The organism is Allohoeflea poritis (genome assembly GCF_027889715.1).
GTDB classification, from domain to species: domain Bacteria; phylum Pseudomonadota; class Alphaproteobacteria; order Rhizobiales; family Rhizobiaceae; genus Hoeflea_A; species Hoeflea_A poritis.
In genome coordinates this window covers 129,524-142,853 of record NZ_JAPJZH010000006.1, presented here as the reverse complement: position 1 = coordinate 142,853, position 13,330 = coordinate 129,524, and the positions used below count along the sequence as shown (strand labels likewise).

Below are 13,330 nucleotides of genomic sequence, written 5' to 3'. Positions count from 1 at the left end.
GAATCATGAAAAATACATGAATAAGTTGCAGGCAATGCCGTTGTTCAATTCTTTTGGGGGATCACGTGAGCCGGTTGTTTCTGTCTGCTGTACTTTCGCTGCAAATGCTTGCGACAAGCGCCATGGTTGCGCCGGAATTGTCCGGCGCGGTTGCCCAGGACCTTTCCGGGCAAAAGGGAAAAGTTCAGGGCCGTCTGCCACGCGGCACCGGCCCGTGCGCAAAGGCCTACAAGGAATATGTCGCGGCAAAGGGCCACTCGGCCTATGCATCCACACCAATCTACGGTTTCGGTTCGACCGGATATATCTGCGGTCATTCACTCAACCGCAGGACGACACAGGAAGCCGAGGCAAGAGCCGTGGCTGGCTGCGTCAACGGCACCAGGAAATGGAAGCGCGTCCATTCCGGCGAGTGCGAGGTCCGGGCATCCAAATAGCGGCTCAACAAAGCAAAGGCCATGGCTTGAACCGGCTGAACCTCTTGAGATAATTTTTGAAAAATTTGGCTGGGGAACCTGGATTCGAACCAGGACTAACGGAGTCAGAGTCCGCAGACATTCCTTTGTTTTCAGCTACTTATTTTTAAAAAGTGGCGAACCGCGTGTCAAACATCAAATACTTACGCGCGTTTTGGCTAACCTCGGGGCCCTTCGCCGAGGACTTCTGAGACTGTTTCATAAGGTGTGTGCCATGGGCCGAAAAAAGGAGCCCATGCGGTGCCTGGCGTGCGGCCACAAGTGGTTTTTCTACGACGAGCCACACCCGGACGCGGCGCTCGACTGCGACCGCCTTTTGGCGATGCGCTGCACCCGGTGCAAGGCCGGATACGACTTCCAGACATTCATCAATCGTGAGGACCAAGCCCATGAAAGCGATTAGCGCTTTGTGCGCAATGGCGTTCGCCGTGACCTTCATTGCACTGGTTGTGATCTTCGGCAGCGAAACAGTGCGGATCTACGCTTTGCTGAGCGCGCTGCTTGGGTGCGCGTCGCAATACCTGATCCAGTTCGATCGCTATGCCGCGCACGCCGCATCATCGCTCCTGGCGATAGCCGGCTTCACCTCCGCCGTCATGGCGCTGGTGCTGTTCTGAACCCTCCATCCCAACTGTAGAGACGATTCAACATGACAAATGAACAAGCCGCCATCGACCAGCATATCGAAACATCGCCGAACGACTTGAAGGAGTTTGGCTGGGTCATTCTGGAAGTGATGGGGCACCGCACCCGCGTCGGCCGCGCGTTCGAAGAGAACGTCGCCGGCGGCGTCATGCTGCGCATTGACATCCCGGCCTCAGTCTCAACTCGAAGATCACACCGACGACGATTACGGAGAACCGGACTTTTGATGGCCGTGATCCTGACCAGGCATGGAACAAAGCGCGTTCGCCAGCGCCTCGGCGTGCCGATGAAGGCTGTCGAGAAACTGGCGAACGACGCTTTCGATCATGGAGCCGCGCCAGAGGCGTTCAGTGGCAGGCTTCGACGGTATCTCGACTGGATCAGGAAGAACCGCGCCGAAACCGATCTCCCGACGCTGCGGGTGCGCCACCGGCACGTTTTCATCTTCAAGGACAACCATCTGATCACCGCCTGGCTTTTGCCGGCAGATCTCAAGAACACAAAGGCTGTCAAATGAGCGACCCAAGGGCAGAAAGGCGCTTGCGCCCGGCGGAGCTTCGACCGGAACACATCACACTCGTCAAGCAGATCCGAAAGACCCTGCGCAAATACAGCGACAACCTGTCTGCGGAAGAGATTTTGGCGTGTCTGGCTCAGACGGTGGGAACCGTCATTGCGCTGCAAGATCAGCGGACAATGACACCGGACGAGGCAATCGAGATTGTCGCCAAGAATATGGAGATCGGCAACCGGCTCGTTGTCGACGACTTGCGAAGCAGTACAGCAGGGAGTGCGTGATGATCGAATGGGAAGAACTGCCACAGAAGGACGACCGTGGATACAACTGGGTTTTGCATCGTGCGTTTGTTGCCTGCGCCGATGACGATGGCCCGCTGGATCTGCGCATCGTGGATGACGGCGAGAGTGCATTTTCTTGGGAGATCATCCGATTCGATTTCGGCGATGTCCGCCGTGGTGAAGCGGGCAGTCTGCACGCCGCCAAGATGCGTGCCGAGGAATGCGTCCCCGCCGTTTTGAAGGAAATTGCTGCCGAGCGACCGGTGCAGCGTCGTGCGGAGATGGAACGGTTTAAGACCGATTTTGCCGAGATGCTGAAGAAGATCGGCGCGCCTGGCGATTATGGCTACAACACGGACGCGGGAAAAATTGCCCATATGCTCCACCAATTTCGCGCAAAATACTGGGCTCTATTGAAGACTGCCGATGGCCATCCAAAACAGGGTGAATGCGATGGCTGATCTCCCCATCCTCTTTTCCGACGCCATGGTCCGGGCTCTGCTGGAAGGCAGGAAGACCCAGACGCGGCGGGTGATCACAAAACTGCGGCGATTCGGCAAAGTCAGCGAATTCGGGCCGTCCACAACGCCCGGGTACACTTGGCATTTTCGCGACAAGCGCGCCGTGTGGAACGACATGACGCATTTTGACCTGCTCGGATGTCTTCCGTATCGCATGAGCGATCGGCTCTATGTCCGGGAAACCGTTGCGGCCGGTGCGTGCGCACCGTCAAAGCCATCGGAATGGGCACCGTCCTTCTGGCGCCGTGAGCAGGGCGGTTTACTGAATCGCAACGGGCTTTGGTATCGCGCCGACGGATTGGTCCCGCCAAAGCAGATCACTCGTCGCGGCCCGTGGAAGCCGAACATCTTTATGCCACGCTGGGCCAGCCGGGTGACGCTGATTGTTTCGGATGTGCGGATTGAGCGCATTCAGGACGTCGGCGAACATGCCGCGATAGCCGAAGGATGCCGACCGTTTTTCGACAATGACAACACGGAAATGGTCAACGGCATTGAGATGTCACCGCTCCACGGGCCCGACCGTCAGTTTCAAAAACTTTGGGACAGCCTGAACGCAAAACGCGGCCTTGGCTGGGACGCAAACCCTTGGGTCGCGGCATACACGTTCACCGTCCACAGGCAGAACATCGACACGATGAAGGAGGCAGCATGACAAAGCCTGCTGAATACCCATTGACGTGGCCGGACAACATGCCTCGCGCGGGGCGAAAGGCGACTTCCCTCTTCAAGACATCACTCAACGGCACACTGAAGAACGTGCGTGATTCCCTTCGACGGTTTTCGGAGGACTCGGGCCGCAAGCTCGACAATGTGATCATCTCGAGCAATTACACCCTTGGCGTCACGAACCCCGCAGATCCTGGCGTCGCGGTCTGGTTTGTCTGGGACGGACGGCAGGTCTGCATCGCCGTCGATCGCTATCCGAAGTTGCAAGACAACGTCCAAGCCATCCACCACATCCTTGAGGCACGTCGCACCGAGTTACGCCACGGTGGCCTGAACATCGTCAAAGCGACCTTCACCGGGTTCCAGGCGCTTCCGGCGCCGAATGGGGCAAAGATGCGGACATGGCGGCAGGTGATGGATTTCTCGGACGGCGAAATCGTCGACAAGAGCCGTGTTGAAGCGCGTCACAAAGCCCTGTCGAAGAAACGGCATCCCGATACTCCGACCGGGTCCAAAGAAGCAATGTCCGAACTGAACATCGCGAGGCAGGACGCGCTTGCCGAATTGGAGAACCTGCGATGACCGACGAAGACGATGATGATCTTGCTGAACTGGAAGTCGCCAAGTCGATCCATTCGTTTGTCTGCGACAACTGCAACAACGTGCACATCACGATCATTGATTTCGAGGGCGATCCCTTCGCCGACATTGAACTGAGTGCCGCCGACGCGGCCGCATTCGCGAACCAGCTCATGATGCAGGCCCAAGCGGCAATAATGCGAGAGACGAGGACGGGCGATGGCCGCAACAAGCTCCATTGAATGGACCGACTCCACTGTGAATTTCTGGTGGGGTTGCACCGCGGTCGGGCCGGGGTGTGAAAATTGCTACGCAGATACCTGGGCGATGCGTTGCGGCCACGACGTTTTCGGTCTCGGCGTCAAGCGCCGCAAGATCGCTGGCGCGCCGAAGATGATCTGCAAGATGCACGATGACGCCGACGCGTTCGAGCGAAAGAACGGTCGCCGGCGGCGCGTTTTTATGTCCTCGATGTGCGACGTATTCGACAAGGAAGTGCCGTGGTCTTGGCGGGATGAGGCGCTGATGTACGCGGAGCGCTGCGACCGGCTCGACATACAGTTGCTGACAAAACGCATCAGCAACGTCGAGAAGGGAATCCCCGACGCTTGGCGCAAGAACTGGCCACAGAATGTCGGACTGATGATCACGGTGGTGAACCAGCAGGAAGCCGACCGGGACATTCCCCGCCTGATTAAGCTGAAACGCCGCTTCAATATCCCGTGGATCGGCCTATCCGTTGAGCCGCTGCTTAGCGCCATCGATCTGCGCAAATACCTCAAAGATATCGATTGGGTGATTGTTGGCGGCGAAACGGGCGCGCATGCCCGGCCGATGCACCTGGACTGGGCGCGGTCGATCCGCGATCAGTGCAAAGACGCCGGCGTCTCGTTCTTCTTCAAACAATGGGGAGAGTGGGTTTACGGAATGGGTCGTCTTAGAGGCCGGACCACCGTGCTGGCCCACGATGGGCGCATATTCGAAAACGTAGAGGCAGCACTGGTCGAAGCAGTGTCTACGAGCGTCGAACTCAACATCAAGGTCATGAAGCGAGTTGGCAAGCAGATGTCCGGCCGTCACCTCGACGGGCGGACCCATGACGAGTTTCCACTGATGAAGGTGCCAGCATGAAGTGCAAAGGAAGGTCATCTCGTGCCGCGATATAATGAAGTCACCAGAAGAGGGTACGACCTCGATCTGGAATTGCCATACTACGAGGTAGATGGCGTTAAGTATCGACTCGGGTCTGCGGGCTCCTTCATCCTCTGTTGCCCGAAATGTGGTGAACAGCGTTTCCGCGACCGGATTACCGGCAGAGAGACGTGCTGGCGCGGGCATGGAAACATGGTGCCGGTAACATTCGCCAATAAGAACGATTTTCCGCTGCCGGAGGGAGTTACCCAAACGACAGTCGAACACCGGCGCGATCAGCGGCTGAAGAGAGAGGCCGCGAATCCTTACATCTATCACTTTGGAGATAAGGCGGAATCGGATTTCCCGCAGGGTTTCATCCAACCGGCGGACGCGAAAACTGGCGATCCGTCATGACAGCGATGACCGGGCACCAATCATCGCGGCCGCGCACGGAGAACTGGCTCACACCGCCATATGTGCTTGAAGCCGTCGGTGGGCCGGGTTCCTTCGATCTTGATCCGTGCTCGCCGGTCGACCGGCCCTGGCCGACAGCCCGGCAGCATTACACCATTGTCGACAACGGGCTGCACAAGCCCTGGCATGGCCGCGTGTGGCTCAACCCGCCATATCGGCGCGACAAGATCGGTGCCTGGCTGGCCCGAATGACGGGTCATGGCGTTGGCCTGGCGCTGATTTTCGCGCGAACCGAAACCGAAGCATTCCAGCGCTATGTCTGGGACCAGTGCGACGCCCTGTTCTTCCTCGAGGGCCGCCTGACGTTTCATTTGGGTGACGGGCGGCTCTCACAGAAGAACGCCGGCGCGCCGTCGGTGCTGTGCGCCTATGGAACGGACGATGCCGACGTTCTGGCTCATATCCCTCTCGAGGGGCGTTTCGTTCCGCTGACCGCACGGATCTTCATGATCGCTCTTCCAGATCCTGGGACATGGGCCGAAGAGGTTACCGCGGCATTGGACCGCCTGGGTCGGACCGCAACACTCGACGCGCTCTACCGGGAACTGGCCGCGTCCCCGAAGTCCGCGCGGAACCGCAACTACAAGGCCAAGATCCGGCAGGTCCTGCAGCGCGGCCTGTTCGAACGTGTCGATCGAGGCATATGGAGGCTGTTGTGACGCACGAAATAGTGAAACTTCTACAGCCGCATCGCTTTTTGATCGGCTCGGAAACCACCGTACAGAACCAGGTGGCGAGCGTCTTGGACGGCGCCGGTATCGATTACTCGCGCGAACACCGCCTTGATCGCAAGAACCGCATCGACTTCCTGTCTGGATCAACGGGTATCGAGATCAAGATCAAGGGCGCGAAGCGCGGCATATACCGCCAGATCAAGCGCTACTGCGCATTCGACGAGGTCACCGAAATCGTTCTGCTGACCGGTGTCGCGATCGGCATGCCCGACCAGATCAATGGGCGGCCAATTCACATCGTTTCATTGGGTGCCGCATGGATCTGACGACGCGCACATATGGCACCTTGATTTGGCGTGGTCGGTCCTGGTGGATCACCGACTTCCCGCCCTACATTTCCATGAAGCTCAAACGCGTGTTCCGACAGATATCGAGCACGGCGACAGAACAATTTCATTTGTTCGACAACGACGACATTTGCAGTGACCTGCTGTGGTTCTGCACGCGCTACCCGTTCAAGATGAACAGGGAGGCGCGCCAGCGGCTTGAGGACGGCCACAAGGCGGTCCTGGCGCGCGAGAAGGCCGTCGACGCTATCTTCAAGCCCAACTGGCAGCCAAAGCTGCTGCAGGGCTTTCGCGACGGCTATGCGCCTTACCCATTCCAGGCGCAGGCCGGACGCATGACGGCGACACTGAGAAGCCTGTTGCTCATGGACGACGTCGGCCTCGGCAAGACCATATCGTCTCTGGCCGCGATCGCGGAAACCCGGGCACTGCCGGCGGCCATCGTCGTGCAGGCGCACCTTGCCGACCAGTGGCGGGAATTCATAGAGGAGTTCACCGAGTTTCGTCCGCACATCATCAAGGGCCGCACGCCCTACAAGCTGCCTGAAGCGGACATCTACATCTTCAAATATTCGAACATCGCCGGATGGGTGGATATCTTTACGACACGGTTCTTCCAGTTTGCGGTCTTCGATGAAATGCAGGAGCTGCGCCACGGCGTCTACACAAAGAAGGGCGAGGCCTCGAAGGTCCTGTGTGAGTTTACGCGTTATCGCATGGGCCTGACGGCGACTCCGATTTACAACTATGGATCGGAGATTTTCAACATCGTCGACATGCTGAACGAAGGTGCGCTCGGCAGCGTCAACGAGTTCATTACCGAGTGGTGCGTTTCGCGCAACGCGCACTGGGTCGCCGCAAACCCTGACGCCCTGGGTGCTTATCTGAAGGACCATTCGATCACACTGCGCCGCACGGAGGAAGACGTCGACGGGCAGATGCCGCCGGTCAACACGCTCTTGCACGAGGTGCCCTATGATCAGGACATTGTCGACGATTTCCTCGAAGTGGCTCGCTCGCTTGCCATCAAGGTCTTGTCCGGCGAGTTTACCGAACGCGGGAAGGCAGCGCGCGAGCTTGATCTCAAAGCGCGACAGGTAACCGGCGTCGCCAAAGCACGCCACGTTGCTGCGGTCGTGCGAATGCTGGTTGAAAGCGGAGAGCATGTGCTTGTCGGCGCCTGGCACCGCGAGGTTTACGACATCTGGAATGAGTGCCTGGCAGACCTTGACCCGGTTATGTACACGGGCTCCGAATCGACGCCACAGAAGCGGCGCTCGAAGCAGGCTTTTGTCGAGGGCCCGGCAAGGCCGATGCTGATTTCACTGCGCTCCGGTGCCGGCCTCGATGGTCTGCAAAAGGTCTGCAACACGGCAGTGATCGGCGAGTTGGACTGGTCACCGCAGGTTCACAAGCAACTGATCGGCCGCTTGCGCCGGCCCGGTCAGGAAAAGCAGGTGGACGCCATTTATTGCCACACGAATGGCGGCAGCGATCCGCTTCTGATCGAAATGCTGGGGCTGAAGGCCTCGCAGTCGCAAGGGATCGTCGATCCATTGAAAGGCGCTCAGCCTGTCCACACCGACGATAGCCGGATCAAACTGCTGGCGGAACGATTTCTGGAACGCAAATAGGGAAGCAGAAAATATGACTGTCTCTTCGAACGTTCACATTCTCACATCACTTGAACTGGCCGACATCCGCCAGGAAGCATTTGAGAAGGGTATTAAACGCGGAAAGCACGACCAATTATACGAGAACATGGCCAACTCTGACGCGTTTCAACCTCACGAAGAACGAGTGATTGCCGAACGGAACGAGCTTGCTGAGCGGCTTCGGAAACTTAAGGAATTTTCGTTGACACCAACGTTCGAAGAGCTACCGGACGCTGATGCCATCTTGCTGAACCATCAGCGGAAGGTGATGACGCTGTATCTCGAAACACTCAACTGCCGCATTGCCCGCTTTGGCGGTCCGGTTGAGTGAGGAGTCGGGCTTATGTCGTACAACTACGATTTCACCCGTGAAGACGGCACGGAGGTCCTGGTCACATATCGCATTTCGGGTGGCGGCGGTGATTACTTCGCCGGCGGATGCTGGATGCCTGGCGATGATGTCGAGGTTGAATTCGACAAGGTGTACGGCCTTCCCGAAGGCCAGAGCCTTACCGCCGAGGAATACGAAAAGATTGCATGGGCGATCCTAGATGATCCGCCCAAATATGACCCGCTTCCAGATGACGTGTTTTGAAGGAGACGCACCCAGTGCCCGACGACGAACCATACGATCCGCCAAGCGGGAGAGTGCATGAATGTAGCGCTTGCGGACGCAAAGACGTCTGGGGGCCGGGTTGGGCGTGGTATGGCTCATATGCGCAGCTTGAAAACGGCGAGCCGGTATTCACTGCGTGCTGTGATGCATGCATGTCTCGTCGCGAGGAGGTTGAAAGTGCGCGCAGGAATTCAGCGAAACGTGAAGATCTAGAGAAGCAGCTATCGGCAGCCAGGCGCACGGTAACCGCTTTAGAGCGCCAACTGGAAGAAATGCCACCATCAGGTTAGGAGCCAGCATGCGCTACGCCGAAAAATATGCCTGGATCGTGATCATCGGTCTCGCTGTGACACTTATAGGCGGCGGCTCGTACCGGCTCGGTCTCTACATTTATCAATTGATGTTTCCGTGAGAAGGAGAAGAGCGTGACCAACACGGGTTTCGACATGATCATGTCCACTGCGGCGAAAGCCGTTGAGCAGGATCCGGACGAGCAACCGCTCGTAAATCGCGCCATGGAGGATCTACTGGCCTACGCCTCAGACGAGTCGGAGCGGGCGCTTCTGATTGAGATGTGGATACGGATCGGCGCGGAATATCTCGCCAGAGAAGTGGGCCGGACCAACACGCGGCGCGCATTGAAGGAACTGAGCCGGTTCATCCGGGATGCGCAGCCGTCAAATCCGTGGAAACCGTGATCCATGGCAGATGACTTAATCCGGTCTCAGATTGTCAGGGTCGAGTTTTTTGTCGAGGTTCCCGTCAACTGCACGAAAGAGCAGTTCCTTGAGTGGGTTTGCGGAGAGCTCGGTTATGGCGGCATTGGCATCGACAACCCACTGGTTCATCAAGGCGTTCCGGAGCCAATCAGCGAGCCGGTGCTGACTGAAACACAAGGATTCCTACACAGTGTGGTCTTCCGCAACGATGATGGGACTAAAACTGTGCGCCGATGGATCGACGAGGAACCTTTTCGCGGGCGCGATCCGAATGACGAGATAATCGAACGCAAAAAGGACTCACCGTCGGCTCCAAGGGGCGCGAGATGAATAAAGACGAGATCATGTGGCCCGGTGTCGGGCTAAACTCGGAGGATATGTGGTAATGCCGGTGATGGCCCTAAGTAATGCTCCGGCGCTTTGGCCAGACTTCAAAAGGGCGTTTTTGAGTGCTCCAATTTACCGCCCAATGCGGTTTGAATTCCCTGAACCTGGAGAAGTTTATCCATTCGGAGATACCTTCGTTTGGTCACCAGAACCGTATGATGAAGGCTGCGGCGCGCTACTGGCTGCCGCCCGTTTCGGGAACTTCGGTGTTAGCCACGTCAATGGCTACAATCCAAGTTGGTCTTACAGTCGCCTTTTCTGGCCACCATACCCTCCTCCCAAATCACCCGGATACCCTGACGCAGTTTGATGTTCCGGCCGGCGTAATCCTTCCGCGCGATCATCAAAAAGCTCTTTGCATCGGTGACCTTGGCAAAGGCTGCGAGTGTCTGTTGCACTCCACGATCTTCCTCGAACCAGATCTCGACCTTGAATGACAAATCGTCCGGCGCCGACTTGGTCTTGATGTCCTTCTGAACGCTCTTTCCGTCATGCGCGTCCGTCAATGCCCGTGCCAGTGTCTTGCAGACGAAAGTGGCATAGTCCAGCGAGCAGGACCTGTGAGCGTCGTAGGCGACCGTCGAATGGGCTCGCCGGTCCGCGTCCTCGATGAAGACGTGCGAGCGCGTTCGGCGGACTTTGAGGGGGAATTTTATGTGATCGGCAAATTTCGGCGGCAAGGTTCCATTGTCTTTCCCTGCCGATGTCTATTCTGCCGCTCACGGGAAGATAGTGAATTTCAGATGAAATGGAAGGGCCTTCGAAAGAAGTTGTCTGTCAATTCGACTGAGTAAGTACGATGGTATGGAGCGCCGCGGCCGGCGAGCAGCCCTTCGTGGCAATCATGAGTGCAACCCACGCGAACGCGATCAGAAGCAGCCATTTTGCGTCCGATATACGCATCCAGTTCATGAGCGCAGCGTCCTGACGTACTCGACGATCTTGTCGAGATTGATCGTCATAAGTGAGCGCAGCAAACCTTCACTCGTCAGCGCCAGAAGTGCGGCCAACGGAGCCTTATAGGTTTCCGGCTCCCACTCCATAAAGTGCAGCATCGGATCTGTGAAAATCCAGGCGAAGAAAAGCGCGGCGACCACAGTCGCGAGTGCTTTCAATACGGACTGCGTTTTCGACAAGAGCAGTTTGACTATGATGGCGCCAACAACCGCGATCCAGAACTTCAAGTCATGGCCGAGCATCAGATAGGCTTTCCTGGGACATGGTAATGCTGATCATATTCCTCCCACGATCGACCGGCGGCCATGATGCAGGTCATGCCCGTCGTCGTCGTCATAAGGATCGTCCAGGTGCCGGTTTTCGACGTATAGACCTCGAATACCGCTCTGCCGGTCGACGCAAGCCCAAGCGCCCGGGGTGATTCCTTGTATTTGCTGGCAAGTGACTTCAGGATGCCGATCCTGTCGCCACAAGCAAGGCCGGCGCCGTGTGCCTGACGATTGGCGGCCGCGTAGAAGAAAGTTCCGATGACGACAATGGCCGCGAGGAAAAATAGCCATTCGACGGTGCGCTTCATGTCCCATCTCCCTTGGCTCTAATGCTGTCGTGCCAACCCGCGCAGCGGCTCACGCGCGCATTGGCGCGCTTACGAGCTGCATCGGAGCCGATCAAGGCAAGGTCGAGCCGATCGCCCTTCCGGTACCCTCTCGGCTCCATCACACGACAATCGGCTGGGAGGTTTGGGATCTTTGAGGCCTCGTCGATGGCCTGTTCGACCTGGCTGGCATCGGCCTTGCCTCGCTCCGCCTGGTTAAGCCGGTCACTCAGCGTTGTGCATGAGTTCCCAGAGAGCGTCAGTAACGACACAACCGCCGTTAACGGGGCGTGCCAGATATTCCTTGATCTCATCGTTCAAATCCTCGTTCGCGCGGTTTGCCGCGGCGAGCCGTTCTCGAAACTCGGCATTTGCCGTTAGCGTCAGCGCCTCACGCCGATTCTTCTCCTCAATGATGATTTGCAGTCCGCGCTCGCGTTCCCGTGCAGCTACAAGCTCGGCCTTCGCAACCATCGCCTCCGTCGCAAGAGCAATTTGCCGATCGACGCGCCCGGTGGTGAGGTAGCCAACAAGAGGAATTCGGTCGATGAATGGTATTGCCTTGATGCCGGGCAGGCCCTCGTAGAAACCGATGATGAGCAGGGCGACCATGCCTGGCACGCCGAGAATGGAGACCACCCGGGATGCGAGGAAGGATGCGAGCATTACTTCTCTCCCATCTTGTTCCAGGCGCCCTTGTCATGCTCCAGCTTGTAGGCGCCACCAACCGCGGCAATCGCGGCAAGCCAGGTCAGGGTGAGGATGTCGGACATGGCGCTGACCATGCCCTCACCATGGATCATCGCGCCGACGGTCATTGCGATGGCGATGAAGACGAGGGCCCAGGACGCCTCGCGTTTTCCCGTCTTGCCATCATTGGGCGTCACGCCAAGTAAATGCAGAAGTCGGACAAACATCAGCAGGAACTCCAAATTCCGTCTCTAAGCCAGCCGTGCCAATGGCCGACGTGGTTGATGCTGGGTTCCAGCGTCGGCTTCGCCTCATCGCCGTTCCAATTCCAGCTCGGGCTTTCGTCAGGTTTGATGTTTCGCCCGATCGGGATGGAGGACTGAGCACCACAACCGCATGGGCAAAAGGACCAGAAGTAAATGTCTTCACCGTCCTCGGCTATATGGAACGAACCCGGTCTTCGGGCGTCGCGGAAGGATTTGAGGTCCTGGAACCCTTCCGCCTCGACCGGTTCTGTTCTGATTTCGGTCATCAGAGCCTCGCGGCCTGAACATGCATCCAGTCGAAGTTCCGAAGCCGGCCGAGAGAGCACCAGCCTTCACTCTCCCACGCTTGCCAGAACGGAACGGCATCGTCTTCCGCAAGCCGCGCACGATCGCGGCCCCAGCGCAGCGCGTTGCGCTGCGGATCGAAGTCGATGGCAATGCCCCAGGAGTGCATCGAGTAGCGCTTGCCGCCCCGCATCCGGCGCACGTTGAGCGAGCCGCCCCACAGGTGGAGACCCAGACTGCGCCGCTCATCCTCCGAATAGACCTCGCTGATCTTCTCGAGGGCGCGTGACGCTGATTCGGCCACCTTCAGGTGCAGGGTCATCGCGCGGACCCGCTTGGACGTGTCCCAGGCGAGCACCATGTCGAACGGGACTTCGACACGGGTCTGGTTCTGGCCAACCGGTCCGAAGAATTTCAGGACGTCCTTTTGCCGCGGGAACGTCGTCTTGCCCGGTGAGGCTTCGTCCGGATCTTCATCACGATTCGGTATCTTCGTCATGTCGATCGGAGGAATCGCACTGGCACTGGCGCGCAGCGCCTTGACGACAACCTCGTCAGCCTTGCCGTCGACCGGCAGGCCGTGGGTCTTCTCAAATGCCTTGATCGCCGCGATCGTGTTGGGCCCGACAATGCCGTCGATCACGCCAGGCGCGTAGCCGTGAGCGGTCAATCGGCTTTGCAGCCACATTTCAAAGGACATGGTGGGAGAATTTTTTGACATGCTTCTGACCTCGGCGGTTGATGAAGCACGTCCTGCGCAATTGCATGGTTTGTATCATCGCACCGGCAAATTTTAAAGATCGCGACTGGATTATTGTTGGCATATTGCCTACATAATAAATT

25 protein-coding genes are annotated in these 13,330 nt (G+C 57.8%); 18 read left to right on the top strand and 7 right to left on the bottom strand.

What is annotated here, in order from left to right:
* The first annotated feature begins 65 nt into the window (after positions 1-65).
* The 18 genes from OOZ53_RS11575 (at position 66) to OOZ53_RS11490 (ending at position 9,637) form a co-directional block, all read left to right on the top strand.
* Positions 66-437 (top strand): hypothetical protein, encoded by a 372-nt coding sequence (locus OOZ53_RS11575; RefSeq protein ID WP_271089710.1) that lies wholly within the window; start codon positions 66-68, stop codon positions 435-437.
* A 253-nt stretch (positions 438-690) separates the two neighbouring features.
* Entirely contained in the window at positions 691-879 is a 189-nt protein-coding gene (locus OOZ53_RS11570) for a hypothetical protein (protein ID WP_271089709.1), read from the top strand.
* Entirely contained in the window at positions 866-1,093 is a 228-nt protein-coding gene (locus OOZ53_RS11565; RefSeq protein ID WP_271089708.1) for a hypothetical protein, read from the top strand. The genes OOZ53_RS11570 and OOZ53_RS11565 overlap by 14 nt, the downstream gene beginning before the upstream one ends.
* 32 nt (positions 1,094-1,125) lie before the next feature.
* The gene (locus OOZ53_RS11560; RefSeq protein ID WP_271089707.1) at positions 1,126-1,638 is read left to right on the top strand and encodes a hypothetical protein; all 513 of its coding nucleotides are present in this window, start codon (positions 1,126-1,128) and stop codon (positions 1,636-1,638) included.
* Positions 1,635-1,919, top strand: coding sequence for a hypothetical protein (locus OOZ53_RS11555; RefSeq protein ID WP_271089706.1), 285 nt, complete (start codon positions 1,635-1,637; stop codon positions 1,917-1,919). Before OOZ53_RS11560 ends, OOZ53_RS11555 begins: the two co-directional genes overlap by 4 nt.
* On the top strand, positions 1,919-2,380 hold the full coding sequence (locus OOZ53_RS11550; protein ID WP_271089705.1) for a hypothetical protein: 462 nt from the start codon (positions 1,919-1,921) through the stop codon (positions 2,378-2,380). Before OOZ53_RS11555 ends, OOZ53_RS11550 begins: the two co-directional genes overlap by 1 nt.
* Positions 2,373-3,095 carry a hypothetical protein gene (locus tag OOZ53_RS11545; RefSeq protein ID WP_271089704.1) on the top strand — a complete coding sequence of 241 codons (723 nt, stop codon included), beginning with the start codon at positions 2,373-2,375 and terminating at the stop codon, positions 3,093-3,095. Before OOZ53_RS11550 ends, OOZ53_RS11545 begins: the two co-directional genes overlap by 8 nt.
* Entirely contained in the window at positions 3,092-3,691 is a 600-nt protein-coding gene (locus tag OOZ53_RS11540; protein WP_271089702.1) for a J domain-containing protein, read from the top strand. Before OOZ53_RS11545 ends, OOZ53_RS11540 begins: the two co-directional genes overlap by 4 nt.
* The gene (locus OOZ53_RS11535) at positions 3,688-3,930 is read left to right on the top strand and encodes a hypothetical protein (protein WP_271089701.1); all 243 of its coding nucleotides are present in this window, start codon (positions 3,688-3,690) and stop codon (positions 3,928-3,930) included. Before OOZ53_RS11540 ends, OOZ53_RS11535 begins: the two co-directional genes overlap by 4 nt.
* Entirely contained in the window at positions 3,908-4,819 is a 912-nt protein-coding gene (locus tag OOZ53_RS11530) for a DUF5131 family protein (RefSeq protein ID WP_271089700.1), read from the top strand. Before OOZ53_RS11535 ends, OOZ53_RS11530 begins: the two co-directional genes overlap by 23 nt.
* A gap of 21 nt (positions 4,820-4,840) precedes the next feature.
* The gene (locus OOZ53_RS11525) at positions 4,841-5,236 is read left to right on the top strand and encodes a hypothetical protein (protein ID WP_271089699.1); all 396 of its coding nucleotides are present in this window, start codon (positions 4,841-4,843) and stop codon (positions 5,234-5,236) included.
* On the top strand, positions 5,233-5,955 hold the full coding sequence (locus OOZ53_RS11520) for a DNA N-6-adenine-methyltransferase (RefSeq protein ID WP_271089697.1): 723 nt from the start codon (positions 5,233-5,235) through the stop codon (positions 5,953-5,955). Before OOZ53_RS11525 ends, OOZ53_RS11520 begins: the two co-directional genes overlap by 4 nt.
* Positions 5,952-6,296 carry a hypothetical protein gene (locus OOZ53_RS11515; RefSeq protein WP_271089695.1) on the top strand — a complete coding sequence of 115 codons (345 nt, stop codon included), beginning with the start codon at positions 5,952-5,954 and terminating at the stop codon, positions 6,294-6,296. Before OOZ53_RS11520 ends, OOZ53_RS11515 begins: the two co-directional genes overlap by 4 nt.
* On the top strand, positions 6,287-7,951 hold the full coding sequence (locus OOZ53_RS11510; RefSeq protein ID WP_271089693.1) for an SNF2-related protein: 1,665 nt from the start codon (positions 6,287-6,289) through the stop codon (positions 7,949-7,951). Before OOZ53_RS11515 ends, OOZ53_RS11510 begins: the two co-directional genes overlap by 10 nt.
* A gap of 13 nt (positions 7,952-7,964) precedes the next feature.
* Positions 7,965-8,303: a crAss001_48 related protein gene (locus OOZ53_RS11505; protein WP_271089692.1), complete on the top strand. Its 339-nt coding sequence runs from the start codon at positions 7,965-7,967 to the stop codon at positions 8,301-8,303.
* A 12-nt stretch (positions 8,304-8,315) separates the two neighbouring features.
* Entirely contained in the window at positions 8,316-8,567 is a 252-nt protein-coding gene (locus OOZ53_RS11500) for a hypothetical protein (RefSeq protein WP_271089691.1), read from the top strand.
* A 446-nt stretch (positions 8,568-9,013) separates the two neighbouring features.
* The gene (locus OOZ53_RS11495; protein WP_271089690.1) at positions 9,014-9,286 is read left to right on the top strand and encodes a hypothetical protein; all 273 of its coding nucleotides are present in this window, start codon (positions 9,014-9,016) and stop codon (positions 9,284-9,286) included.
* A 3-nt stretch (positions 9,287-9,289) separates the two neighbouring features.
* The gene (locus OOZ53_RS11490) at positions 9,290-9,637 is read left to right on the top strand and encodes a hypothetical protein (protein WP_271089689.1); all 348 of its coding nucleotides are present in this window, start codon (positions 9,290-9,292) and stop codon (positions 9,635-9,637) included.
* A gap of 275 nt (positions 9,638-9,912) precedes the next feature.
* Here the strand turns inward: OOZ53_RS11490 and OOZ53_RS11485 are convergent, their stop codons facing one another.
* The 7 genes from OOZ53_RS11485 to OOZ53_RS11455 form a co-directional block, all read right to left on the bottom strand.
* Positions 9,913-10,374: a hypothetical protein gene (locus tag OOZ53_RS11485; protein ID WP_271089688.1), complete on the bottom strand. Its 462-nt coding sequence runs from the start codon at positions 10,372-10,374 to the stop codon at positions 9,913-9,915.
* Between the two features lie 228 nt (positions 10,375-10,602).
* Positions 10,603-10,893 (bottom strand): hypothetical protein, encoded by a 291-nt coding sequence (locus tag OOZ53_RS11480; protein WP_271089686.1) that lies wholly within the window; start codon positions 10,891-10,893, stop codon positions 10,603-10,605.
* Entirely contained in the window at positions 10,893-11,228 is a 336-nt protein-coding gene (locus tag OOZ53_RS11475; RefSeq protein ID WP_271089685.1) for a hypothetical protein, read from the bottom strand. The genes OOZ53_RS11480 and OOZ53_RS11475 overlap by 1 nt, the downstream gene beginning before the upstream one ends.
* A gap of 243 nt (positions 11,229-11,471) precedes the next feature.
* Positions 11,472-11,912 (bottom strand): hypothetical protein, encoded by a 441-nt coding sequence (locus OOZ53_RS11470; RefSeq protein WP_271089684.1) that lies wholly within the window; start codon positions 11,910-11,912, stop codon positions 11,472-11,474.
* On the bottom strand, positions 11,912-12,163 hold the full coding sequence (locus OOZ53_RS11465) for a hypothetical protein (RefSeq protein ID WP_271089683.1): 252 nt from the start codon (positions 12,161-12,163) through the stop codon (positions 11,912-11,914). Before OOZ53_RS11465 ends, OOZ53_RS11470 begins: the two co-directional genes overlap by 1 nt.
* A complete protein-coding gene (locus OOZ53_RS11460; protein ID WP_271089682.1) occupies positions 12,163-12,468 on the bottom strand; it encodes a ubiquitination-like system serine protease family protein in 306 nt (101 codons plus the stop codon). The genes OOZ53_RS11465 and OOZ53_RS11460 overlap by 1 nt, the downstream gene beginning before the upstream one ends.
* Positions 12,468-13,208, bottom strand: coding sequence for a peptidoglycan-binding protein (locus OOZ53_RS11455; protein ID WP_271089681.1), 741 nt, complete (start codon positions 13,206-13,208; stop codon positions 12,468-12,470). The genes OOZ53_RS11460 and OOZ53_RS11455 overlap by 1 nt, the downstream gene beginning before the upstream one ends.
* Between the last annotated feature and the right edge of the window lie 122 nt (positions 13,209-13,330).

Bases quoted from the DNA above. Each gene is read 5' to 3' on its own strand.
- OOZ53_RS11570 (WP_271089709.1), top strand. From the start codon at position 691: ATGGGCCGAAAAAAGGAGCCCATGCGGTGCCTGGCGTGCGGCCACAAG.
- OOZ53_RS11565 (WP_271089708.1), top strand. From the start codon at position 866: ATGAAAGCGATTAGCGCTTTGTGCGCAATGGCGTTCGCCGTGACCTTC.
- OOZ53_RS11560 (WP_271089707.1), top strand. From the start codon at position 1,126: ATGACAAATGAACAAGCCGCCATCGACCAGCATATCGAAACATCGCCG.
- OOZ53_RS11555 (WP_271089706.1), top strand. From the start codon at position 1,635: ATGAGCGACCCAAGGGCAGAAAGGCGCTTGCGCCCGGCGGAGCTTCGA.
- OOZ53_RS11550 (WP_271089705.1), top strand. From the start codon at position 1,919: ATGATCGAATGGGAAGAACTGCCACAGAAGGACGACCGTGGATACAAC.
- OOZ53_RS11545 (WP_271089704.1), top strand. From the start codon at position 2,373: ATGGCTGATCTCCCCATCCTCTTTTCCGACGCCATGGTCCGGGCTCTG.
- OOZ53_RS11540 (WP_271089702.1), top strand. From the start codon at position 3,092: ATGACAAAGCCTGCTGAATACCCATTGACGTGGCCGGACAACATGCCT.
- OOZ53_RS11535 (WP_271089701.1), top strand. From the start codon at position 3,688: ATGACCGACGAAGACGATGATGATCTTGCTGAACTGGAAGTCGCCAAG.
- OOZ53_RS11530 (WP_271089700.1), top strand. From the start codon at position 3,908: ATGGCCGCAACAAGCTCCATTGAATGGACCGACTCCACTGTGAATTTC.
- OOZ53_RS11520 (WP_271089697.1), top strand. From the start codon at position 5,233: ATGACAGCGATGACCGGGCACCAATCATCGCGGCCGCGCACGGAGAAC.
- OOZ53_RS11510 (WP_271089693.1), top strand. From the start codon at position 6,287: ATGGATCTGACGACGCGCACATATGGCACCTTGATTTGGCGTGGTCGG.
- OOZ53_RS11505 (WP_271089692.1), top strand. From the start codon at position 7,965: ATGACTGTCTCTTCGAACGTTCACATTCTCACATCACTTGAACTGGCC.
- OOZ53_RS11500 (WP_271089691.1), top strand. From the start codon at position 8,316: ATGTCGTACAACTACGATTTCACCCGTGAAGACGGCACGGAGGTCCTG.
- OOZ53_RS11490 (WP_271089689.1), top strand. From the start codon at position 9,290: ATGGCAGATGACTTAATCCGGTCTCAGATTGTCAGGGTCGAGTTTTTT.
- OOZ53_RS11480 (WP_271089686.1), bottom strand. From the start codon at position 10,893: ATGCTCGGCCATGACTTGAAGTTCTGGATCGCGGTTGTTGGCGCCATC.
- OOZ53_RS11475 (WP_271089685.1), bottom strand. From the start codon at position 11,228: ATGAAGCGCACCGTCGAATGGCTATTTTTCCTCGCGGCCATTGTCGTC.
- OOZ53_RS11470 (WP_271089684.1), bottom strand. From the start codon at position 11,912: ATGCTCGCATCCTTCCTCGCATCCCGGGTGGTCTCCATTCTCGGCGTG.
- OOZ53_RS11465 (WP_271089683.1), bottom strand. From the start codon at position 12,163: ATGTTTGTCCGACTTCTGCATTTACTTGGCGTGACGCCCAATGATGGC.
- OOZ53_RS11460 (WP_271089682.1), bottom strand. From the start codon at position 12,468: ATGACCGAAATCAGAACAGAACCGGTCGAGGCGGAAGGGTTCCAGGAC.
- OOZ53_RS11455 (WP_271089681.1), bottom strand. From the start codon at position 13,208: ATGTCAAAAAATTCTCCCACCATGTCCTTTGAAATGTGGCTGCAAAGC.